The sequence below is a fragment of the Devosia sp. CAU 1758 genome, from assembly GCF_054482695.1.
This window is the reverse complement of the sequence record NZ_JBTLRJ010000003.1, coordinates 133,398-152,818: the sequence shown is the minus strand read 5'-3', so window position 1 is coordinate 152,818 and position 19,421 is coordinate 133,398. Positions and strand designations below refer to the sequence as shown.

At 61.3% G+C, this 19,421-nt stretch carries 23 protein-coding genes and 1 riboswitch; of the genes, 8 read left to right on the top strand and 15 right to left on the bottom strand.

Features of this window, described 5'->3' with window-relative positions:
* Positions 1–36 precede the first annotated feature (36 nt).
* From ACXYMS_RS10880 to ACXYMS_RS10870, 3 genes are all read right to left on the bottom strand, one after another.
* A complete protein-coding gene (locus ACXYMS_RS10880; RefSeq protein WP_458906228.1) occupies positions 37–840 on the bottom strand; it encodes a transglutaminase-like domain-containing protein in 804 nt (267 codons plus the stop codon).
* A 64-nt stretch (positions 841–904) separates the two neighbouring features.
* Complete coding sequence (locus ACXYMS_RS10875) at positions 905–1,162, bottom strand: hypothetical protein (protein ID WP_458906226.1); 258 nt, start codon at positions 1,160–1,162, stop codon at positions 905–907.
* On the bottom strand, positions 1,143–1,322 hold the full coding sequence (locus ACXYMS_RS10870) for a hypothetical protein (RefSeq protein WP_458906224.1): 180 nt from the start codon (positions 1,320–1,322) through the stop codon (positions 1,143–1,145). The genes ACXYMS_RS10875 and ACXYMS_RS10870 overlap by 20 nt, the downstream gene beginning before the upstream one ends.
* Positions 1,323–1,828: 506 nt before the next feature.
* Positions 1,829–1,970: riboswitch (FMN riboswitch) on the top strand.
* Between the two features lie 98 nt (positions 1,971–2,068).
* On the opposite strand from ACXYMS_RS10870, the gene ACXYMS_RS10865 reads away from it, so the two are divergent.
* From ACXYMS_RS10865 to iolB, 7 genes are all read left to right on the top strand, one after another.
* Positions 2,069–3,037 carry a DMT family transporter gene (locus ACXYMS_RS10865; RefSeq protein ID WP_458906222.1) on the top strand — a complete coding sequence of 323 codons (969 nt, stop codon included), beginning with the start codon at positions 2,069–2,071 and terminating at the stop codon, positions 3,035–3,037.
* Between the two features lie 114 nt (positions 3,038–3,151).
* Positions 3,152–3,988, top strand: a complete 837-nt coding sequence (locus tag ACXYMS_RS10860; RefSeq protein WP_458906220.1) for a MurR/RpiR family transcriptional regulator — start codon at positions 3,152–3,154, stop codon at positions 3,986–3,988.
* A 154-nt stretch (positions 3,989–4,142) separates the two neighbouring features.
* Positions 4,143–6,032 (top strand): bifunctional 5-dehydro-2-deoxygluconokinase/5-dehydro-2-deoxyphosphogluconate aldolase, encoded by a 1,890-nt coding sequence (locus ACXYMS_RS10855; RefSeq protein WP_458906998.1) that lies wholly within the window; start codon positions 4,143–4,145, stop codon positions 6,030–6,032.
* Entirely contained in the window at positions 6,029–7,876 is a 1,848-nt protein-coding gene (gene iolD, locus ACXYMS_RS10850) for a 3D-(3,5/4)-trihydroxycyclohexane-1,2-dione acylhydrolase (decyclizing) (RefSeq protein ID WP_458906218.1), read from the top strand. The genes ACXYMS_RS10855 and iolD overlap by 4 nt, the downstream gene beginning before the upstream one ends.
* 9 nt (positions 7,877–7,885) lie before the next feature.
* Positions 7,886–8,803, top strand: coding sequence for a myo-inosose-2 dehydratase (gene iolE / locus ACXYMS_RS10845; RefSeq protein ID WP_458906216.1), 918 nt, complete (start codon positions 7,886–7,888; stop codon positions 8,801–8,803).
* A gap of 60 nt (positions 8,804–8,863) precedes the next feature.
* Positions 8,864–9,112 (top strand): DUF3329 domain-containing protein, encoded by a 249-nt coding sequence (locus ACXYMS_RS10840; protein WP_458906215.1) that lies wholly within the window; start codon positions 8,864–8,866, stop codon positions 9,110–9,112.
* Complete coding sequence (gene iolB, locus ACXYMS_RS10835) at positions 9,057–9,857, top strand: 5-deoxy-glucuronate isomerase (protein WP_458906213.1); 801 nt, start codon at positions 9,057–9,059, stop codon at positions 9,855–9,857. The genes ACXYMS_RS10840 and iolB overlap by 56 nt, the downstream gene beginning before the upstream one ends.
* 70 nt (positions 9,858–9,927) lie before the next feature.
* Here iolB and iolG read toward each other — a convergent pair whose 3' ends face one another.
* The 7 genes from iolG to ACXYMS_RS10800 form a co-directional block, all read right to left on the bottom strand.
* On the bottom strand, positions 9,928–10,965 hold the full coding sequence (iolG, locus tag ACXYMS_RS10830) for an inositol 2-dehydrogenase (protein WP_458906211.1): 1,038 nt from the start codon (positions 10,963–10,965) through the stop codon (positions 9,928–9,930).
* A 100-nt stretch (positions 10,966–11,065) separates the two neighbouring features.
* Positions 11,066–11,521, bottom strand: coding sequence for a MerR family transcriptional regulator (locus ACXYMS_RS10825; protein ID WP_458906209.1), 456 nt, complete (start codon positions 11,519–11,521; stop codon positions 11,066–11,068).
* A 107-nt stretch (positions 11,522–11,628) separates the two neighbouring features.
* On the bottom strand, positions 11,629–11,940 hold the full coding sequence (locus ACXYMS_RS10820; protein ID WP_198876614.1) for an integration host factor subunit alpha: 312 nt from the start codon (positions 11,938–11,940) through the stop codon (positions 11,629–11,631).
* A 325-nt stretch (positions 11,941–12,265) separates the two neighbouring features.
* Positions 12,266–13,246 carry a beta-ketoacyl-ACP synthase III gene (locus tag ACXYMS_RS10815; RefSeq protein ID WP_458906207.1) on the bottom strand — a complete coding sequence of 327 codons (981 nt, stop codon included), beginning with the start codon at positions 13,244–13,246 and terminating at the stop codon, positions 12,266–12,268.
* Entirely contained in the window at positions 13,243–14,313 is a 1,071-nt protein-coding gene (gene plsX, locus ACXYMS_RS10810; protein ID WP_458906205.1) for a phosphate acyltransferase PlsX, read from the bottom strand. The genes ACXYMS_RS10815 and plsX overlap by 4 nt, the downstream gene beginning before the upstream one ends.
* Before the next feature lie 83 nt (positions 14,314–14,396).
* A complete protein-coding gene (locus ACXYMS_RS10805) occupies positions 14,397–14,948 on the bottom strand; it encodes a YceD family protein (protein ID WP_458906203.1) in 552 nt (183 codons plus the stop codon).
* Entirely contained in the window at positions 14,945–15,460 is a 516-nt protein-coding gene (locus ACXYMS_RS10800) for a ubiquinol-cytochrome C chaperone family protein (protein WP_458906201.1), read from the bottom strand. Before ACXYMS_RS10800 ends, ACXYMS_RS10805 begins: the two co-directional genes overlap by 4 nt.
* Positions 15,461–15,637: 177 nt before the next feature.
* On the opposite strand from ACXYMS_RS10800, the gene ACXYMS_RS10795 reads away from it, so the two are divergent.
* On the top strand, positions 15,638–16,075 hold the full coding sequence (locus ACXYMS_RS10795) for an outer membrane protein assembly factor BamE (RefSeq protein ID WP_458906200.1): 438 nt from the start codon (positions 15,638–15,640) through the stop codon (positions 16,073–16,075).
* 50 nt (positions 16,076–16,125) lie between these two features.
* On the opposite strand, the gene ACXYMS_RS10790 is transcribed toward ACXYMS_RS10795, so the two are convergent.
* From ACXYMS_RS10790 to nrdR, 5 genes are all read right to left on the bottom strand, one after another.
* On the bottom strand, positions 16,126–17,313 hold the full coding sequence (locus ACXYMS_RS10790; protein WP_458906198.1) for an MFS transporter: 1,188 nt from the start codon (positions 17,311–17,313) through the stop codon (positions 16,126–16,128).
* A 191-nt stretch (positions 17,314–17,504) separates the two neighbouring features.
* Complete coding sequence (locus tag ACXYMS_RS10785; RefSeq protein ID WP_458906196.1) at positions 17,505–17,822, bottom strand: hypothetical protein; 318 nt, start codon at positions 17,820–17,822, stop codon at positions 17,505–17,507.
* A 35-nt stretch (positions 17,823–17,857) separates the two neighbouring features.
* A complete protein-coding gene (gene nusB / locus ACXYMS_RS10780) occupies positions 17,858–18,343 on the bottom strand; it encodes a transcription antitermination factor NusB (RefSeq protein WP_458906194.1) in 486 nt (161 codons plus the stop codon).
* Entirely contained in the window at positions 18,344–18,817 is a 474-nt protein-coding gene (gene ribH, locus ACXYMS_RS10775) for a 6,7-dimethyl-8-ribityllumazine synthase (RefSeq protein WP_458906192.1), read from the bottom strand.
* Between the two features lie 123 nt (positions 18,818–18,940).
* Positions 18,941–19,420, bottom strand: coding sequence for a transcriptional regulator NrdR (nrdR, locus tag ACXYMS_RS10770; protein WP_458906191.1), 480 nt, complete (start codon positions 19,418–19,420; stop codon positions 18,941–18,943).
* Between the last annotated feature and the right edge of the window lies 1 nt (position 19,421).

Below are 19,421 nucleotides of genomic sequence, written 5' to 3'. Positions count from 1 at the left end.
CAGACACTTCCGGCGAGCAGGTCACCACCCGGCCGGCTAGCTGATTTCGTCTGTGATGACCGTAAAATTGACCAGTCCGGCAGAGCCGAACTGCGTGGAGATCGCGACGTCCGTCGCGTCCCGGCCGCGGGCCATGAGGATGCGCCCGATCCTGGGAACCAGGTTGCGTGCATCGGCGGTGTGCCAGGCGCCACCAAGATAGACCTCGAACCACGCCGAAAAATCCATTGGCGGGCGGTAAGGCACGCCAATATCGCCGAGATAGCCGGTGCAGTAACGCGCTGGAATATTCATGCAGCGGCAGAAGGCGATCGCCAGATGGGCATAGTCACGGCACACCCCGGTCTTTTCTAGATAGGCGCCAAAAGCCGACCGCATGGGATTGGCCAGCGCATAGTCAAAGCGAATGTGATTGTGCACGAACTCCAGGATTGCCTGGACCCTTGGCCAGCCGGACGGCGTGTGCTCGAACAAACGCCAGGCCGTCTCGGAGAGGACATCGGTCTCGCAATAGCGCGATGCCAGCAGATAGGTCAGCGTTTCGTGGGGAAGCTGATCGATCGTGTGCTGGACGGCATCGAGCGGCACGATGTCCTTGTCGCCGCTATCGGCGATGTCGAACTGGTTGGTGATGGTCAATGTCCCCTTGGGCGCCAGCAACCGGGTACAGGTATTGCCGAAACTGTCGACATAATCCTGGGCCGGTACCGGCGGATCAAAGGCCAGGGCTTCGGGGGTCAGCAGGTCGCCCGTGCGGCTGGGATGAACCTTGAGCACCAGAAGCGTGGGTGTGTCCTTGGGAAAGTCGTAGGTGATCGAATAGCCGGCTCTGATCTTCATGGTGCCTCTGAACTCTACATTACGTGCGGACGACGAAAATTGCCGCCGGATCGGAGGCTGTCGGCTAGGTGGCGACGTCGATGGGAGCATTGTCACGCATGAGGGCTGCCTCAAGCTCATCCGCCGTTACCGGATAGGCCTCGACCCCGCCGGCGACCGGAATCTCGATACTCATCCGAACCCATGAGGCCGGAAACAGGACGTCGATTGCCTCCTCTTCGGAGTGCACCTCGAAGCTGCCGGGAGCGTGGGATTCTGCCATGCCGGGCAGGAGAAAGGATGACCTGAAGGTAACCGTCCGGCTACTTGACCTGGTTGTCATTCAGCCCCCCTGCCACCGCCACTTCCGCTGGCTTCAGCAAGGATGCTGGCGGGTCGTAGAAGCTGCGGGCAAATCGGGGGAAATTCTCGAACCGCCGCAGGACGACTGCGATGGAAACCCTGCCAGAAACGGGAAAGCGTATGATCTTTGTAGAGTCCATAACGTCCTCCTGAGACAGTGGCATAGACATGGGATCGAGCAGCAACAGACCTAAGGACCTCGTCCTGACACGCGAGGGTGCGCGCCCCAGACCCGCTCTTGCGATGATTTTGGCTCCGCTCTCTGCGAAACCCAACGAGGCGAGAAAAGCTAACGTTCCGCCCGCAGAGCGAAACAGGTCAGCAAAGGCAATCCGCGCACCTGCGCATCGGCGATGCTGAGGGCGTTGTCGAACGCGGTCTACACACGGTGATCCATCAGGACAGCAGGCGGTCAAAATGACCGTTGGTTCGGCGCGATCAGTGCGGTCACGACAAAGACCTTACGCATGTCCCTTGGTTCAGTATGGACCCCATCGGGGGTAACCACAAGCGTCGCGCGGGGCTCGAAACGACCCGGCGGGGACCTGGAGCGCATTTGTCCGGTCCGGTGGACGCACTGTTACGCCTTTGTGCCACTTGTCCTGACGCCCACCCTGCCCTAAATGTGTCCCCGCAGGTTCGCCTGCATTGTTCTCAGGGCGGGGTGAAATTCCCCACCGGCGGTAAAGGCAGATATGCCAAGCCCGCGAGCGCCTCTTTCGGGAGGGTCAGCAGATCCGGTGTAATTCCGGAGCCGACGGTTAGAGTCCGGATGAAAGAGAACGGGATCAAGCGCCTTGCCGGCGCGCGTGGCTATATGGCCGTGCATATTCCGGCATGTCGTCTCCCGTAACCCTGAGGAAACTGGTTACGGAAAGGACGACAGATGAACCAGATTTCCTCTACTCACAGCGCCGCAACTTCGGGCGCCTTCTTCATGGTGATCGCCAGCGCGGTTTTTGCTGGCACCAATGTGCTGCAGTCAGTCTTGCCAACCCCGGCCGAATGGGGCGGCTTCGGCATGAGCTCGACCGGCATGGCCTTCTGGCAATATCTCATTGCCTCCATACTGGCGCTGCCGTTGATCTTCAGGATTGGCATTTCCAACCTGCGGACCCCCCGTCCCCTGGCGCATGAAGTCCGCGCCTTTGTCTCGGCGCTTGGCGTTCATGTGTTCGTCTATGGCTTTGCCTCGGGCGTGCCGATCTGGCAGATGGTGACGCTGCTGGCCACGGGCCCGCTGTTCATCATTCTTGGCTCGGCGCTGTTCCTGGGCGAAAGAGTTTCGCCGGCCCGTCTCGTCGCTGCCATCGCCGGCTTTGTGGGCGCGATCATCGTCTCGGGTGTGGGCACCGACAACCTTGGCTGGCAGGCGCTTATCCCGATCACCGCCGCAGCACTCTGGGCGGGTACCGACGTCTTGACCAAGCATCTGACGCGTCGGGGCGAGAACCCGGAAACGCTGACGATCTCGCTCCTGGTGCTCATGACGCCGAATCATCTGGCAATCCTGCTGATTGCCAATGCGCTCGCCGGCGTGCTGCCGGTGGGCATGGCGCCAGGCTTCCCATTTGCACTGCCGGACGGCACCGGTCTTTGGCTGTTGCTGTTGCTCGGCGCGCTGACAGCCGTCGCGCAATACCTGCTGGCCTTTGCCTACAAGGTCGCCGACGCAACCTATCTTCAGCCCTTTGGCGATCTCAAGGTGCCGCTGAGCGGGTTGGTGGGGTGGATCGCGCTGGGCCAGGTGCCATCGCAATGGTTCTGGCTCGGCGCCGCGCTGATCGTGGCGGCCTCGGCGTTTATCTACTGGGTGGAGAACCGCAGCGCCCCGGGCGGATTGCAGCCAGCCTAAGCTCTGACGCAGGCATCTATCGAGCGGCAGGACGGGAGACCGCCCTGCCCCTTTTCCTTGCGACGAGCCGAGACTCATTCCATTTATGGAATGGCCATTCCGCAGGAGCTCTGCATGCCCGCACAATCAGTCATTGCGCCGCCCGATTTCGAGGGCCTGCGCCTGGCGATCATGGAACAGCGCAACACCCTGCCCAAGCGGCTGATTCAGGTTGCTGCCTATGCGCTCGAGCATCCGGACGAACTGGCCTTCGGCACCACGGCGAGCATCGCCCAGGCGGCCCAGGTTCAACCCTCGACACTGGTGCGCTTTGCACAGCATTTCGGGTTCGACGGCTTTTCCGGATTGCAGTCCCTGTTCCAGGCACGGCTCAAGGGCCGCAATTCCTCTTATGAGGAGCGGCTCAGGCAGCTGGAATCCGGGGGAGCCACGGAGGCTGAAGGCAGCACGATCCTGAACGGCTTCATTTCGGCTGCGCATCACAGCCTCGATGCCCTGACCAATTCGATCGACCATGCACAGCTGGAGCGCGCCATCGACCTCATGGCGAGGGCAGAAACGATCTACCTCATCGCGCGGCGCCGCAGCTTCCCCATTGTCACCGCAATGGCCTACGCCTTCGGCAAGCTCAAGGTGCGCTGCCAGATCGTCAGTTCTGCCACCGGCAATGACGATGACCTGCTCGAGCTTGCCACATCAATGGATGCCGCTTTCGCCATCAGCTTTGCCCCCTATGCGGCGGAAAGCGCTACGCAGGCGCGAACGTTGGCACAACGCGGGGTCCCCGTGGTGGCATTGACCGATTCCGCGCTTTCGCCGCTCGTTGCCTGCGCCGCGGTATGGTTCGAACTGGTCGAGGCGGATCATGCCGGGTTCCGCTCTCTGTCTGCAAGCCTGGCCCTGGCTACGGCGCTGACCGTCAGCGTGGCAGAGAGGCGCCGCCAGATTTAAGCGGTCCAGCGCAAGTCGAACGCACCGAAACTATTCAATATGGAATGAACATTCCATATTGAATAGTTTCGGAACTTGTGTTTCATTCACTCCATGGACGATGCAGCCCCGAGGAGGATCCGGCGTGGCCCCTGGCTCCACAGGCAATCTGGACATGACGCTGGACGTGATCACCATTGGTCGCGCCTCGGTAGATCTTTATGGCCAGCAAATCGGGACTCGACTGGAGGATGTCGGCAGCTTCGCCAAGTCCGTTGGTGGCTGCCCAACCAATATCGCTGTCGGCACGTCGCGCCTTGGTCTCAAATCGGCGTTGATCACCCGCGTCGGAAACGAGCAGATGGGCCGTTTCATTCGTGAGCAATTGGCACGCGAGGGGGTTGAGACCGGGGGGGTCTCTACCGACCCGGTGCGGTTGACGGCGCTAGTGCTGCTTTCCGTCGAGAACGACAAGTCCTTCCCGCTGATTTTTTATCGCGACAATTGCGCCGATGCCGCGCTTGAAGAAGACGATGTCGATGAGAATTTCGTCCGCTCCGCCAGGGCCGTTCTGGTCACTGGAACTCATTTTTCCAAGCCGCATAGCGACGCAGCGCAACGCAAGGCCATGCGCGTCGCCCGGGCAAATGGGGGAAAGGTGGTCTTCGACATCGACTATCGCCCAAATCTCTGGGGGCTGGCGGGGCACGATGCCGGTGATAGTCGCTACATCGCCTCGGACGCAGTCTCGGCGCATCTGCGCACCGTGCTCCCAGACTGCGATCTGATCGTTGGCACAGAGGAGGAAGTGCTCATTGCTTCCGGCGCCGACGATCTCATCTCTGCGCTCAGGACGATCCGGTCGCTGTCCTCCGCCGTGATCGTTCTGAAGCGCGGACCAATGGGCTGCATCGTCTATGACGGCGCCATTCCCGAGGATCTCGAAGAGGGGATCGTGGGCAAGGGCTTTCCCATCGAGGTCTACAATGTCCTGGGCGCAGGCGACGCGTTCATGAGCGGGTTCCTGCGTGGCTGGCTGCGCGGCGAATCCCACGCAACCAGCGCGACTTGGGCCAATGCCTGCGGCGCCTTCGCGGTGTCGCGCCTCCTGTGCGCGCCGGAAATTCCGACCTGGACCGAACTTCAATTCTTCCTGGAAAACGGCAGCTCGGAACGAGCCCTGCGCAAGGACGAGGCTCTCAACCACGTCCACTGGGCGACCACCCGGCGGCGCGATATTCCGAAGCTGATGGCGCTGGCGATCGACCATCGCAGCCAGCTCGAAGACATGGCCGGCGGGGACCTGGAGAAGCTGGCGCGGGTGCCGGCGTTCAAGGTCCTGGCGGTCAAGGCGGCTGCGGAGATCGCTGCGGGGCGGGACGGGTTCGGCATGCTGCTCGACGACAAATATGGGCGTGATGCGCTATTTGCGGCGAGCGCATTGCCCAATTTCTGGGTGGCCAGGCCCATCGAACAACCGGGTTCGCGACCGCTGCAATTCGAGTTTACGCAGGATCTTGGATCGCGGCTGGTGGAATGGCCGGTGGATCATTGCATCAAGGTGCTGTGCTTTTTGCACCCGGATGACCCCCAGGACCTGCTTGATGAACAGATTGCCAAGCTGCGCTCGGCCTTTGCCGCGGCGCGCAAGATCGGGCGGGAATTGCTGGTGGAGATCATCGCCGGCAAGCACGGAACGCTGAGTGACGATACGGTGGCGCGTGCGCTCACCGAGATTTACAATGCCGGGATCAAGCCAGACTGGTGGAAGCTGGAGACGCAGCCCAGCGCTGTTGCCTGGGCGAATATCGACAGCGTCATCGAGACACGCGACCCCCTCTGCCGCGGCGTAGTGCTGCTGGGGCTGGATGCCAAGATGTCCGATCTTAAGGCCGGCTTCGACATTGCCAAGACATCGCGCACCGTGAAAGGCTTTGCCGTGGGGCGGTCCATATTCGGTCACGCAGCGAGTGCCTGGCTTGATGGCAGCATGAACGATGATGAAGCCATTGCCGAAATGGCACGTCGTTTTGGCTGGCTGGTAGAAGAGTGGGAGCGGCCATGAGCCAGAATACAGTGCGATTGACGATGGCGCAGGCCGTGGCGCGGTTCCTGTGCGCGCAGAAGACAGTCATCGAGGGCGAGACGGTCCCCATCTTTGGCGGGGTCTGGGCCATTTTCGGGCATGGCAATGTCGCGGGCGTGGGGGAAGCCCTGCATGGCATCAAGGACACGCTGCCCACCTATCGCGGCCAGAACGAGCAAAGCATGGCGCATGCCGCCATCGCCTATGCAAAGGCCAATTTCCGTCGCCGCTTCATGGCCTGCACCAGTTCCATCGGCCCGGGCGCGCTCAATATGGTGACAGCCGCGGCCCTGGCGCATGTCAACCGCATCCCGGTGCTGCTGCTGCCCGGCGACGTCTTTGCCAATCGCCTGCCGGACCCTGTCCTGCAGCAGGCCGAGGATTTCGGCGACGGCACGGTGACGGTCAATGATTGCTTCAGGCCCGTCAGCCGCTACTTCGATCGCATTACCCGGCCCGAACAGATCATGCCGGCGCTGCGGCGGGCCATGCAGGTGCTCACCGACCCGGCCGAATGCGGGCCGGTGACGCTGAGCCTGTGCCAGGACGTGCAGGCCGAAGCCTACGACTATCCGGAGAGCTTCTTTGCCGAGAAGGTGTGGACGCCGCGTCGCATCATGCCCGATGCCGACGAGTTCGCGACGGCTGCCGCTGCGCTGAAACTGGCCAGGAAGCCGGTGATCATTGCGGGCGGCGGGGTGCTCTATTCTGAGGCCAGCGATAGCCTTGCCGTCTTTGCCGAGGAGCACGGCATACCCGTGATGGAAACGCAGGCGGGCAAGAGCGCCTTGCCCCATGACCACGAGCTCAACATGGGTTCGGTCGGCGTGACCGGAACGTCGGCCGCCAATGTCCTGGCCGAAGAGGCGGATGTCGTGCTGGCGGTGGGTACGCGCCTCCAGGATTTCACCACCGGCTCATGGGCGCTGTTCAAGAACGAGAGCGTCAAGATCATCGGCCTCAATGTGCAGGTGTTCGATGCCATGAAGCACAATGCCCTGCCGCTCGTCACCGATGCCCGCGTGGGGCTGGCAGCGCTCGACGCTGCGCTGTTGGGTTGGCAGGTTGATTCCGCCTGGACCGCCAAGGCGTTGAAAGGCAAGGATGATTGGGTGGAAGCAGCCGATGCTGCCCTGGCCGCGTCCAATGTCGAACTGCCCTCCGATGCCCAGGTAATCGGGGCGGTACAGCGCGGCCGCAACAGGGCCACGCTGATCTGTGCCGCCGGCGGATTGCCGGGCGAGTTGCACAAGCTCTGGCGGGCCGGCGCACCGGGCAGCTATCACCTCGAATATGGCTTCTCGACCATGGGCTACGAGATTGCCGCCGGCCTGGGCGTCGCGCTGGCGCGGCCGGATGGCGATGCCGTGGTCATGGTGGGCGACGGCTCCTACCTGATGATGAATTCAGAGATCGTCAGCGCCGTGATGCTGGGGGTTCGCCTGACCATCGTGGTGCTCGACAATTCCGGCTATGGCTGTATCAACCGGCTGCAGATGGCGACCGGCGGGGCCAATTTCAACAATCTTTTCCGCGATACCAGGCATGTCGAATTCCCCCGGGTGGACTTCGCCGCCCACGCCGCGTCCATGGGCGCAAGGGCGAGGAAGGTTACCTCACTGGCCGAGCTTGAGGCCGGGTTGAAGGAGAGCGAGGGCGCGGCGGGAGTCACGGTTTTGGTTATCGACACTGATCCGCTGATCACCACGGACGAAGGTGGGCATTGGTGGGATGTGGCTGTGCCGGAGGTCAGCGTCCGACTGCAGGTGAACGCGGCGCGCGAAGCCTATGTGAAGGCGCTCAAGGCGCAGCGGGCGGGTTAGGAGAGAAGTATGAGAGCCAAACTCGGCATGTCGCCCATCGCATGGTGGAACGACGATCTGGTGGAGTTGAGCGATGATGTTTCGCTTGAGGAATGCCTCAGGCAGTCGCGGTCGGCGGGGTTTACCGGCATGGAAAAGGGGCGGCGGTTTCCCGATGATCCAGCGGTCATGCTGCCGATCCTTCGGACGGCCGATGTGACGCTGTGCGGTGGTTGGTTCTCAGGCACGTTGGTGGACGAGGATATCTCGGCGAACAAGGACCGCATTGCGCCGATGATCGAACTGTTCAAAGCCGTTGACGCACCCTGCATCGTCTATGGCGAGGTCGGCCGATCCATTCAGGGCAAGCGGGACATTCCGTTGGCGCAGAAGCCTCGCCTCTCGGATGACGAGATGAAGGCCTATGCCCAAAAAGTCACCGCCTTTGGCGAATGGTGTGCCGAGCAGGGCATGCCGCTGAGCTATCATCATCATATGGCCGCGGTGGTCGAGACGGAGGAAGAGCTCGACGCCTTTATGACCGCGTCCGGGGCCGGTATCCCGCTGCTGCTTGATGCCGGACACCTGGTCTTTGCGGGCGGCGATGTGCTGAGAGCGATCGACAAGCATCATGCGCGCATCAACCATGTGCATGTGAAGGACATTCGCCGCGCCGTGGTGGATGGGCTGGACCGGAGCAAGCAGAGCTTTCTCGATGCGGTGGCGCTTGGCGCCTTTACCGTGCCGGGCGACGGGTCGCTGGACTTCGGCGCCATCGTTCAACGGCTGGCCGATCACGGCTATGAAGGCTGGTTCGTGGTCGAGGCCGAGCAGGACCCAAAGAAAAACCCGCCCCTGCGAATGGCCCAAGTCGGTCATGCGGAGCTGATGCGGGTAATGTCTGCGGCCGGCTACACCGTCGAAACCGAAGGCTTCCCAAAAGGGTGAGTCTTTCGAGCGGGTTGTGCTAAAGCGTTCCGCCAACAAATCAGAATTGGGAAAACGCGCATGGCACTGAAACAGAACGATCTCAATTGGTTCAGGCCACTCTGGCGTCGAGTGGCAGTCGCCGCGTTCCTTGTCCTTTGGCTGGGCTGGGAATTGCTCTTCACCCAGGACATGTTCTGGGCTCTCCTGGTGGGCGCTGCACTTGCCTATGTGGCCTGGAATTTCTTCTACACCTTCCCCAAGGAGCCGCTCAATGACGCAGTCCCCCCTGCTGGTTCGTCCGAAGAACAAGATCGGCAAGATCCATGATGTGACGCCACAGTCTGCCGGCTGGAGCCATGTTGGGTTCGGCCTGCATCGGCTTACGGCGGGCGAGGCTTATGGTGAAGCGACGGGCGAGCGCGAAGTGTGCCTCGTCCTCGTCGGCGGCAAGGGTCGCTTTGCCGTGGATGGCGAAGATTTCGGCGAACTTGGCGAGAGGATGAGCCCGTTCGATGGCGCGCCTTGGGCCCTTTATGTGCCTGCCGGGCGCAACTGGGCGGTGGATGCGACGACCGACCTGGAACTGGCGGTATGTTCGGCGCCTGGCGGCGGCGACTATCATGCCAGGGCGATCGCCCCCGGTACCCATCCGCGCTTAAGTCGCGGCAAGGGCGCCAATGTTCGTCACGTCTACAATATCATGCCCGAGGATGATGGCGCGGCCAATGCTCTGCTGGTTGTCGAGGTGATTACGCCGCAGGGCAATACCTCGTCCTATCCGCCGCACAAGCACGATCAGGACAATCTTCCGCACGAAAGCCAGCTGGAAGAGACCTATTATCACCGCATGAACCCGCCGCAGGGCTTTGCCTTCCAGCGCGTCTATACCGACGACAGGAGTCTCGACGAGGCCATGGCCATCGAGGATGGCGACGTGACCCTGGTGCCGCGTGGCTATCATCCAGTGGCCACCACGGCGGGGTATGACCTCTACTACCTGAACGTCATGGCCGGCCCGAAACGCGTGTGGAAATTCCACAATGCACCCGAGCATGAGTGGTTGCTGAAGTAGGTCAATCACCTAAGGAAGCACCGCCCACCCTCGGATCGAGTCAGAGGGCGGGGCAGTGTTTGGTGCGCCGTCAGCGGCCCAGAAACACCGATTTGTCTGCCAGCGGCCCGGTTACTTCGCTGACCTTGACCGCCCTGCCCTCTCTCACCGATTTCAGCGCCGCCTCGGCCAACGCCAGGGCGATCAATCCATCCGCACCGCTGGGCGAAGCGGGAGCCTTCGACTCCACAAAATCGATGAAGCTGGTGATTTCGTTGGCATAGGCCTCGGTATAGCGGGTCATGAAGAAATCATGCAGCGGTGGCCTCGTGTAGCCATTGGCATTGGCGATCTCGATGGAGACCGGACGCTGGTTTTCGGCTGCAACCGCACCCTTTGACCCATGCACTTCGATGCGCTGGTCATAGCCATAGGTTGCGCGCCGTGAATTGGAGATGGTGGCGTGCCGGCCCGATGCGGTGAACAGCATGACCGAGGCGCTGTCGAAATCGCCTGCCTCGCCGATGGCCTTGTCAACCAGCACCGAGGCCTGAGCCGACACTGATTCGATTTCCTCGCCCAGCAGGAAGCGGGCCATGTCAAAATCATGGATGGTCATGTCGCGGAAAATGCCGCCGGAGCGCTTCACATAGTCCACGGGCGGGGCGCCCGGATCGCGCGAGACGATGGTGACCATTTCCACCGCGCCGATCTGCCCGTCGTCAATCGCGCGTTTCACAGCCTGGAAGTGCGGATCGAAGCGACGGTTAAACCCGACCATGAGCGTGGCAGCGGTTTCGTCCACGACCCGGAGGCAGGCCTTGACGCGCTCGACGTCGAGGTCGATCGGCTTTTCGCAGAAGATCGCCTTGCCGGCGCGGGCAAAACGCTCGATCAGGGCGGCGTGGGTATCGGTGGGTGTGCAGATGATGACGGCGTCGATGTCGGTCGCAGCCTCAATCGCGTCGATGGTGCGGATATCGGCATCATATTGCCCGGCAAGGGTACTGGCGGCTTCAGCCATCGCGTCGACCACCGCAACGAGCTTTGCCTTGGGGTTGGCCGTCACGGCCCTGGCATGCACCTTACCGATGCGTCCCGCACCCAGGAGACCAAAACGGACAGTCATTTTCGTAGAACTCCACCTTGAAGCGGGACGGAACCAAGCCGGCCAGTAGTGGAACAATTAGGCGATTTCTGAGACTATTGAAACAGGAATTCCAGACTGTTCAGTGCTCGCGGGCGCGCTCAAGGATGCGCTTGCATTCGAGCAGGTTGCGCAGCACTTCGGACAGTTTTTCGCGCGCCTCTTCATCCAGCGCCGCGCTGGCGAGCATTGCGGCCTCTTCCAGTTCCGCCTCGTCCCCCGCGGTCTCTGCCTGCTCGATCAGGGGCAGGATTTCATCAAGGCCTTTGCCCTCGCCAACAGCGATGACATAGCGTGACCCTTGGTCCTTGAGGATCTTCTGCACACCTTTGATGGTAAAGCCCTGATCATAGAGCAAATGCCGGATGCCGCGCAGGAGCATCACATCCTCGGGGCGATAGTAGCGGCGCCCGCCGCCGCGCTTCAGCGGCTTGATGGTGGAGAAACGGGTTTCCCAGAATCGCAGCACATGCTGCGGGAGATCGAGCTCTTCAGCAGCTTCAGAGATGGTACGGAACGCGTCAGGCGACTTGTCCAAACCGCAGGTCTCCCCGGCGCGAGCAACAAAAACATTGCCCTATCTCGACTGAAAAATTCTGCTGCCGACATCAATTTCGGCGGCATGGCGCAAAGCTCGTAAAAGCCTTACTTTCCAGCGGAGACCATAGACTTGTTGATCTTGGACTTCAACACATTGGAGGGTTTGAACACAAGAACCTGCCGGGGAAGGATCGGGACCTCCTCGCCGGTCTTGGGATTGCGGCCTATCCGCTCATTTTTCGAGCGCACCTGAAAAGAGCCGAAGGAGGAGAGCTTAACGTTCGCCCCAGTTACCAGGGCGTCGGTAATGAGCTCCAGGACACGCTCGACCAGTTCCGCCGATTCGGTCCTCGACAGCCCAACAGAGCCATAGACTGCCTCAGCCAGGTCGGCCCGCGTTACCGTCTTCTGCGTCATTCGCACCCCCATGTTGCCGTAGGCTCGGAATCCCCAAGTTTGGCATGCCAGTTGTTGCTATCAGTCCGTCAACGCGACCCCAAACGGCCAAGCCCTTGCTCGGGAAACTTTCCCATGTCAGCGCTCGCTGCGATCTTGCCGTCGCGGGTTCAGCGCCGGGTTCCTCCACCCGATGAAGACACTAACGCCTTGAAACGCTTAAGGTCAATGCGGGTTAACTGGTTCAAGCATTGCCAAATTTGATGGATTCGGACGAAGCGCTCCAAGGGTCCGGCCCGCCGGCTTACCGAACCGATATCCAGCGGCCGGTATTATCGGTCGCTCTCTACCAGCGAATGAGCGAGGCGCCCCAGGTGAAGCCGCCACCCATAGCCTCCAGCATGACCAAATCGCCGCGCTTGATGCGGCCATCGGCTACCGCAACGCTCAGCGCCAGGGGCACCGAAGCGGCGGAAGTATTGGCGTGGACATCGACAGTCATGATGACCTTTTCAGGCGGCAGGCCGAGTTTGGCCCCTGCCCCATCGATGATGCGCTTGTTGGCCTGGTGCGGCACGAACCAGTCGAGATCGGCGACCGTATAGCCGGTCTGCTCAAGGGTGGCGTAAACAACGTCGGTAATCTTACCGACCGCATGGCGGAAGACTTCCGGTCCCTGCATGTGGACGTGGCCCGTAGTGCCAGTGGTGGATGGCCCACCATCCACATAGAGCTTGTCCCAATGACGGCCATCGGAACGGAGCGCCGAGGCCAGCACGCCTCGCTCCGGTTCGCCTGGCGCCAAGTCGATGCGTTCCATGACAATGGCGCCCGCACCATCGCCAAACAGCACGCAGGTGGTGCGATCGGTCCAGTCGAGCAGTCGCGAGAAAGTTTCGGCACCGATGACCAGCACACGACGCGCCATGCCGTTCTTGATATAGCTGTCTGCCGTGGCAACTGCGTAGACGAAACCGGAACAGACTGCCTGGATATCAAAGGCAAAGCCGTGGTGCATGCCGAGTTTCATCTGCACCAACGACGCAGCGCTGGGGAAGGTATAGTCGGGCGTGGTAGTCGCCACGATGATCAGGTCAATGTCTTCTACTGCCAGCCCGGCACTGGCCAGCGCCGCGCGGGCGGCCGCCGTCGCCAGATCCGATGTGTATTCACCCTCGGCGGCGATGTGGCGTTCCTTGATGCCAACGCGCTGCTGGATCCATTCGTCCGACGTGTCGACGGTTTTGGCCAACTCTTCGTTGGTAACAACTTTGGACGGCAAATAGCTGCCAACGCCACGAATGACTGATCGAACGGTACTGGTCACGCCGTTTTCGCCTCGGTCTCGGAGGACAGCCCAGGGTCTGCCTTTTGAATGGGGAAACGGTGCATAGTATCGCCAACCTTATCCATCAAGCGATTGCGCGCCATCTCATGGGCAAGACCAAGGGCGCTTTTGTAGCCAATTTCGTCGGTGCCCCCATGGGACTTGATGACAATACCATTGAGGCCCATGAACACACCACCATTGACGGTGCGCGGGTCCATCCGACGCCGCAGGGAGTTCAGTGCTGAGGTGGCAAAAAGTGCACCAATCCGGCTCATAAGCGAACCCTGGAGCGCTTCGCGCAAATAGGTCGCAACCTGACGGGCCGTGCCCTCAGCGGTCTTGAGCGCGATATTGCCGACAAAACCTTCGGTGACGACAACATCGACAGTGCCCTTGCCGATATCATTGCCCTCAACGAAGCCATGATAGGTAAACCCGGCGCCGCTGGCTTCGGTGAGCATTTTGCCGGCGTCCTTGATCGACTCGAGGCCCTTTACTTCCTCGGTGCCGACATTGAGCAGGCCGACGGTGGGCGATTCAGAACCGAACAGGGCGCGCGCCAGGGCCGAGCCGAGAATGGCATAGTCCACTAGCTGCCGGGCGTCGGCGCCAATGGTAGCGCCCATGTCGAGCACGATAATGTCTGAGCGCAGAGTTGGCCAGATTGCGGCGATGCCTGGACGAGAAATCCCTTCCATGGGCCGCAAGCAGAAGGTCGCCATGGCCATCAGGGCGCCAGTGTTACCACCCGAAATTGCGACGTCGGCTTCCTTGTCCTTGACCGCCTGAATGGTCATCCACATGGACGAGACACCCTTACCCTTGCGCAGGGCCTGACTGGGTTTTTCGTCCATCGCTATAACGGTTTCGCAATGGCGAACGGTCGAGACTGGCTTAAGGTCGGGGAATTCCTCGAGCAACGGCTCGATCTGCTCCTTGATGCCATGAAAGATGAAACGCGTGTTCTTGCGCTCCTTCAGGGCCAGATGGGCCCCGTGAATGACGGCACGCGGGGCGTGGTCGCCGCCCATGGCATCCACGGAAATCGTAATAGAATCGGTCATTTCAGCCCGTTTTTCGGCCCACAGGAGCAGGCAATTAAACATATCCCATCACGGGGTCGGTGCAAGCCCCGCGGGACATGCTCTCAATCCTTGTCCCCGCTCTCGTCCTTGAGACGCGCCAATTTGGAAAAGGGACCTTCTTCCGCATCCTTCGCGACAAGACCCAGCTTTTCCAGGGATTCCTTGGGCAGACGCGGATAGGGATCGAGCGCCAGAGCCAGGGTTTCGAGCAGCAGGGCACTCAGATCGACTTCAGGACCATCGATATGATCAGGAAAGTCGTCATCTTCAAGGTCGACAAAGATTTCGGCACCGGGAGCAGGCGCCTGGCCCTCGCGCGGCGCCGGCAAGAAGACCCGGTCGATGTCCTCGGAAATGGTTTCGGCCACCGGCTCGAAACTGACCACCGAGGCCTGGGTTACCCGGGCATCCAGATGCCCCTGAGCGCGCAGACCACCGCGCAGCGGCACGATGGTCAGGCTGGCGGAAAAGAACTCCACCGAGACGATATTCATGGCCTCGGCAATCGCTGCACGCTCCGCGTCATTGGCCTCGACGACCAGCGAGCGTCCGGCGGAGGGCATCTTGTCGACGCGCACCACGGCGTCGAAGACGGGTTGCTCACGCCGGGTCATGCTACGGTCTCGAATCGGACGTCGCCCCCGGTGATGGCCTCGATCGACTGGGCGGCGAGCTCGGTATCGCGGGCGAACACGTAGTCGGCCAGGGCCCGCAATTGCGGGCTATCCTCACCTTCGAAGATATTGCGCGCGAGGACCCCGGCCAAGGCCTCGGCATCGTTGCGGTCGAGGGCCTCGTTCAGCGCCGCCAAAAGGCCAAAGAAGATATTGCCCATCTTCTGGATCTTCTTGGGCACGCCCAGGTCAGTGACGCCCATTTCACGCAGGGAGCGGTCCATGTCCTTGAAGAACAGGTCAAAAACGGCCTGGCTGAAGGCCTTGGCGCCATCCGGGCCATGTCGCAAGCGGCGAAACAGCAGTGCCATATGCAGGCTGATCATGTCGAAGCGGCCGGTCACGGTGTCGGGTACGCCCATATCGGCATAGAATTGAGGCTGCCGGGATTGCGCCACAATGGAATTATAGACGGCATAGACCGGCTTGTTGGCGGTCTTCTTGCGAAACATGGACAAGATCATGGGATTGCGCTCTGCGTCGGTATCGGTCAAACACTGGCAGATATTGGTGCCGGACCACTGCCAGCTTGCCAGACAGCCAAGTTGACAGCTACACAGTCCGGCGGCCCAAGGGCAAGCGCCCAAGTGTCACGCCTATAGTCGAGAGCAATCGGGAAAGTCAAATTCATGCCCCTGCGCATTGCAAAAGCCTCCGTCGCTGCGGCCATCCTGGCAGTCGCGCTCGCCGGCTGCACCAGCAGCACCTCGCTGATTTCCAAGCGGACGCAAGGCTATGAAATCCCGGACTCGGCGCTGCAGCAGATCCGCCCCGGCCAGAGCCAGCAATTGGTGACCCTGGTGCTCGGTTCGCCGCAGTCGACCAATACGTTCGGCGACCAGACGGCGTGGTATTATGTCGAGACCAAGGTCAGCCAGACCGCCTTCGGCATGACCATGGTGGAAGAGCGCACGGTTCTGGCGATCTATTTCGATCGCAACAAGAAGGTCGTCGAGCGCGCCATCTATGCGCTGGAAGATGGCAAGGCGGTCAATATCGAGACCCGCCGCACGCCTTCGTTCGGCGAGGACGCCACCTTTATCGACGCGATCCTGTCGTCGTTCTAGAAGTGCGTTATCGTCAATCAAAGCCCCGGTCTGCCGGGGCTTTTTTGCTTTCAGGCTCGGGCCTGACGCATGGCGCCGAAGCCAAGGAGCAGAATGGTGAGCGTCGCCACGGGAATGGCGAGAAGGTTGATTGCCTCCCACCCCGCATATTGCAGCAGGACCCCCGAGCTGAGGGAGGCAATGGCGCTGGAGCCGAAGACAATCTGTTCATTGACCGCCTGAACACGTCCGGCCTCCTGCGGCCGGTAACTGGTGGCCAGCATGGTTGTGGAACCGATGAAGCCGAAATTCCAGCCCAGTCCAAGCAAGATGAGCGCCGCCGTGAAATGCCCCACGGTGATGCCATTAAGCGCGATCGCCGCGCAGACAATGATGAGCAACAAGCCGATGGACGTAACCAGAGCCGGGCCGATGCGCTTGATGATGGCCCCGGTAATGAAGCTTGGCGCGAACATGGCCACGACATGCCATTGAATAGCGCCCGCCGCTTCAGTAGGTGAATGGCCGCAAAGGTGCACCATGGCCAGCGGGGCCGCCACCATGATCAGGGTCATCAGGGCGTAGCTGAGCGCCGCGCCGAGCATGGGAAGTATGATTTCCGGCTGGCGCAGCAGGACCGAGAGCGGGCGGCCTTTATCGGCCATATCACCCGACGCGCGCGTGGGCGCGAGCCGGGTAGCGGACAACACCAACACCGAGGTCAGGGATAGAACCGCGATGACCAGAAAGCTGGCCGCATATTCGGCCCCATCGATCCAGGTGCGGGTCAACGCACTTAGTTGCGGACCGAAAAATCCTGCCGCCACGCCCCCGAACATTACCCATGAAATGGCCTGGCTCTTGAGATCGGGCGCAACGCTGTCAGCGGCGGCAAAGCGCACCTGCTGCATGAAGGCACCCGATACACCAACCAGGAAGAGCCCAGCAGCGAAGAGATAGAAATTGCCGACAATGACCGCCAGCGTTGCCAGCAGCGAGGCGGGAATGCCGATAGCCGCACCCAGCATCAAGCCACGGGTCCTGCCCAGTCGATAGATAATCAGCGTTGCCGAAGAGGTCGTCAGCGCCAGCCCGATGATCATGGCGGTAACGGGTAAAGTAGCGGCAGACGGATCCGGGGCCAGGTTGATTGCCGCCAGCGCCGCTACTGACATGATGATGGATGAGTTCGACCCGCCCAGCGCCTGGACGGCTGAAAGCAGGCCGATATTGCGGATGGATAGGCTGCGCTGAGTCATTGGTTGTCCCTAGGCAGCACAAGCTGCGCGATCAGGACGACCCTTGCAAGTCGCTTGTTGCGAAGGCCGGCCCGGGTGATGCCGGAGCCGGCAAGGATCAGGCGAAGGAGAGGCTTAGAGTATAAGTCAGTGGCGACCGGCCAGTGATGAAGACACGGTTGCCCTTCACGGTCAGACTGCCATTGTGCCAACTATACTGCTCGCCCGCACTGGCGTTTACCGACCCATTGCCATTGCCAGGGCTTGCCACGGCGGATGCGCACGAGGCCAGCTACATAGTGGCGCTCAAAAACTTCGAAAGGATCAACCTTCGCCGGGAGTTCCATGGCGAGTTCCGGCCGTTCAACCAAATCACCGAGAAAGTCTCCGAGATCAGCGGCAAAGCGCCGCTCTATCAGACGGGCCATGGCAGCGAACTGGCCATTGTCGTCCATCAAGGCCAATTCGCGGGACTGGGGATAGAAATGGCGCAGGTTGACGACGCGCTGATCCTGATCATGGCGGCGCATCGCCCGGATACGGGGGTCACGGTCCCAATCTGGGATCAGTTAAAGTCCGAACCGGCAGAGCGCGCAATGGAATCGAGCGCCGCATTGACGAGGCCTGAGGCGTCGTCCTCGTAGAAGGCGCGAGCGATGTCGACATATTCGGTAATGACGACGCGCGCCGGAATATCCTTGCGGCGGAGCAGCTCAAAGGCAGCGGCGCGCAGAATGGCGCGCAAAGTTGCGTCGACGCGTTCGATGGGCCAGCCTTCGGCTAGCGCCTTGTCCACCGAAGGGTCGATCTCGAGCTGATGCTGCGCTACCCCAGAGACGATCTGCCTGAAAAAGTCGGCGTCGGCCGGGAGATATAGCTCGCCCTCGATCTCGCGACCGAGATGGAAGGCGCCGAACTGCGCCAGCGTGTCCTCGAGCGTCGCCCGACCGATATCCATCTGGTAGAGCGCTTGCACGGCGGCAAGGCGAGCGGCGCCGCGCTGATTGGCGGGGCGAAGGGCGCCGGGATCGCGTTTAGGGTGGTCAGTCATCTAGGTGTTCAGTTTCACTTTCACGTCGGACAGGGCGAGCGCGGCACGCGCCGCATCCCCGCCCCGGTCCTGATCATTCACATGGGCCCGCATCCAGGCCTGCGCTTCGTTTTCTACTGTCAGGATGCCGATGCCAAGAGGCAAAGCATCGACAACGGCCAATTCGGCCAGCGCCCGTATGCTTTCATTGGCGACGGACACATAGTGGTTGGTCTGCCCCCGAATGACGCAGCCCAGCGCCACATAGCCATCGAAACGGCCGGTTTCAATCGCCATTGCCATCGCCACGGGCACTTCCATGGCGCTGGGGACGGCAATAACCTCGAATGTCGCGCCGGCCTTTTCCAAGGCAGCGACCGCGCCGCGTTTCATCTCGTCGCCGATGTCGGGATAGGAGCGCCCCTCGACGATCAGAAAATGAAGCCCGTTGCCCGCGCCTTCGGGCAGTGCAAAACGTACGCCATAGGAGTCCACGATCAATCTCCTCCGCTCGCGCCGAGGTTTCGACGCAAGAGGATCATAGCGCAACGCGGCCCCGTCGTGCAGTACAGCCTGCGACGGGTATGAATGAATGCTTCCTCGCCCCTGGCGGCGCCTTCAATCTTCGTCGTCTGGCAGGACGATCTTGTCCTCGGCCAGTTCGGTGAGAAAGGAGCGGAAATCGTCTGCGGCCGAGAAATTCTTGTAAACACTGGCAAATCGGACGAATGCCACATCGTCGAGGCCTTTCAGCCCCTCCATCACATATTCGCCGATCTGGTCGGAGGTGACTTCCACTTCGCCCAAGCTTTCCAATTGGCGCACGATGCCCGAAATCATCCGCTCAACACGCTCCGGCTCCACTGAGCGCTTGCGCAGGGCGGTGCTGACGGAACGAGCCAGTTTTTCGCGGTCAAAGGGGACCTTGCGGCCGGTCTTCTTGACCACGGTCAGATCGCGCAGCTGGACGCGTTCGAAGGTGGTAAAGCGACCGCCGCAGGCATTACAGACGCGGCGGCGCCGGATAGCGCCCGAATCTTCGGTCGGGCGGCTATCCTTCACCTGGGTATCGTCATTGCCGCAATAGGGGCAGCGCATG

Excerpts from the sequence above, each read along its gene's own strand:
- iolB (WP_458906213.1), top strand. The coding sequence starts at position 9,057 with ATGACGCAGTCCCCCCTGCTGGTTCGTCCGAAGAACAAGATCGGCAAG.
- ACXYMS_RS10785 (WP_458906196.1), bottom strand. The coding sequence starts at position 17,822 with ATGCGCCGCCATGATCAGGATCAGCGCGTCGTCAACCTGCGCCATTTC.
- ACXYMS_RS10880 (WP_458906228.1), bottom strand. The coding sequence starts at position 840 with ATGAAGATCAGAGCCGGCTATTCGATCACCTACGACTTTCCCAAGGAC.
- iolG (WP_458906211.1), bottom strand. The coding sequence starts at position 10,965 with ATGACTGTCCGTTTTGGTCTCCTGGGTGCGGGACGCATCGGTAAGGTG.
- ACXYMS_RS10820 (WP_198876614.1), bottom strand. The coding sequence starts at position 11,940 with ATGACGCAGAAGACGGTAACGCGGGCCGACCTGGCTGAGGCAGTCTAT.
- ACXYMS_RS10790 (WP_458906198.1), bottom strand. The coding sequence starts at position 17,313 with ATGACTCAGCGCAGCCTATCCATCCGCAATATCGGCCTGCTTTCAGCC.
- plsX (WP_458906205.1), bottom strand. The coding sequence starts at position 14,313 with ATGACCGATTCTATTACGATTTCCGTGGATGCCATGGGCGGCGACCAC.
- ACXYMS_RS10870 (WP_458906224.1), bottom strand. The coding sequence starts at position 1,322 with ATGGACTCTACAAAGATCATACGCTTTCCCGTTTCTGGCAGGGTTTCC.
- iolE (WP_458906216.1), top strand. The coding sequence starts at position 7,886 with ATGAGAGCCAAACTCGGCATGTCGCCCATCGCATGGTGGAACGACGAT.
- ACXYMS_RS10795 (WP_458906200.1), top strand. The coding sequence starts at position 15,638 with ATGCCCCTGCGCATTGCAAAAGCCTCCGTCGCTGCGGCCATCCTGGCA.
- nusB (WP_458906194.1), bottom strand. The coding sequence starts at position 18,343 with ATGACTGACCACCCTAAACGCGATCCCGGCGCCCTTCGCCCCGCCAAT.
- ACXYMS_RS10805 (WP_458906203.1), bottom strand. The coding sequence starts at position 14,948 with ATGACCCGGCGTGAGCAACCCGTCTTCGACGCCGTGGTGCGCGTCGAC.
- nrdR (WP_458906191.1), bottom strand. The coding sequence starts at position 19,420 with ATGCGCTGCCCCTATTGCGGCAATGACGATACCCAGGTGAAGGATAGC.
- ACXYMS_RS10855 (WP_458906998.1), top strand. The coding sequence starts at position 4,143 with ATGACGCTGGACGTGATCACCATTGGTCGCGCCTCGGTAGATCTTTAT.
- ACXYMS_RS10840 (WP_458906215.1), top strand. The coding sequence starts at position 8,864 with ATGGCACTGAAACAGAACGATCTCAATTGGTTCAGGCCACTCTGGCGT.
- ACXYMS_RS10865 (WP_458906222.1), top strand. The coding sequence starts at position 2,069 with ATGAACCAGATTTCCTCTACTCACAGCGCCGCAACTTCGGGCGCCTTC.
- ACXYMS_RS10800 (WP_458906201.1), bottom strand. The coding sequence starts at position 15,460 with ATGTTTCGCAAGAAGACCGCCAACAAGCCGGTCTATGCCGTCTATAAT.
- ACXYMS_RS10860 (WP_458906220.1), top strand. The coding sequence starts at position 3,152 with ATGCCCGCACAATCAGTCATTGCGCCGCCCGATTTCGAGGGCCTGCGC.
- ACXYMS_RS10875 (WP_458906226.1), bottom strand. The coding sequence starts at position 1,162 with ATGACAACCAGGTCAAGTAGCCGGACGGTTACCTTCAGGTCATCCTTT.
- iolD (WP_458906218.1), top strand. The coding sequence starts at position 6,029 with ATGAGCCAGAATACAGTGCGATTGACGATGGCGCAGGCCGTGGCGCGG.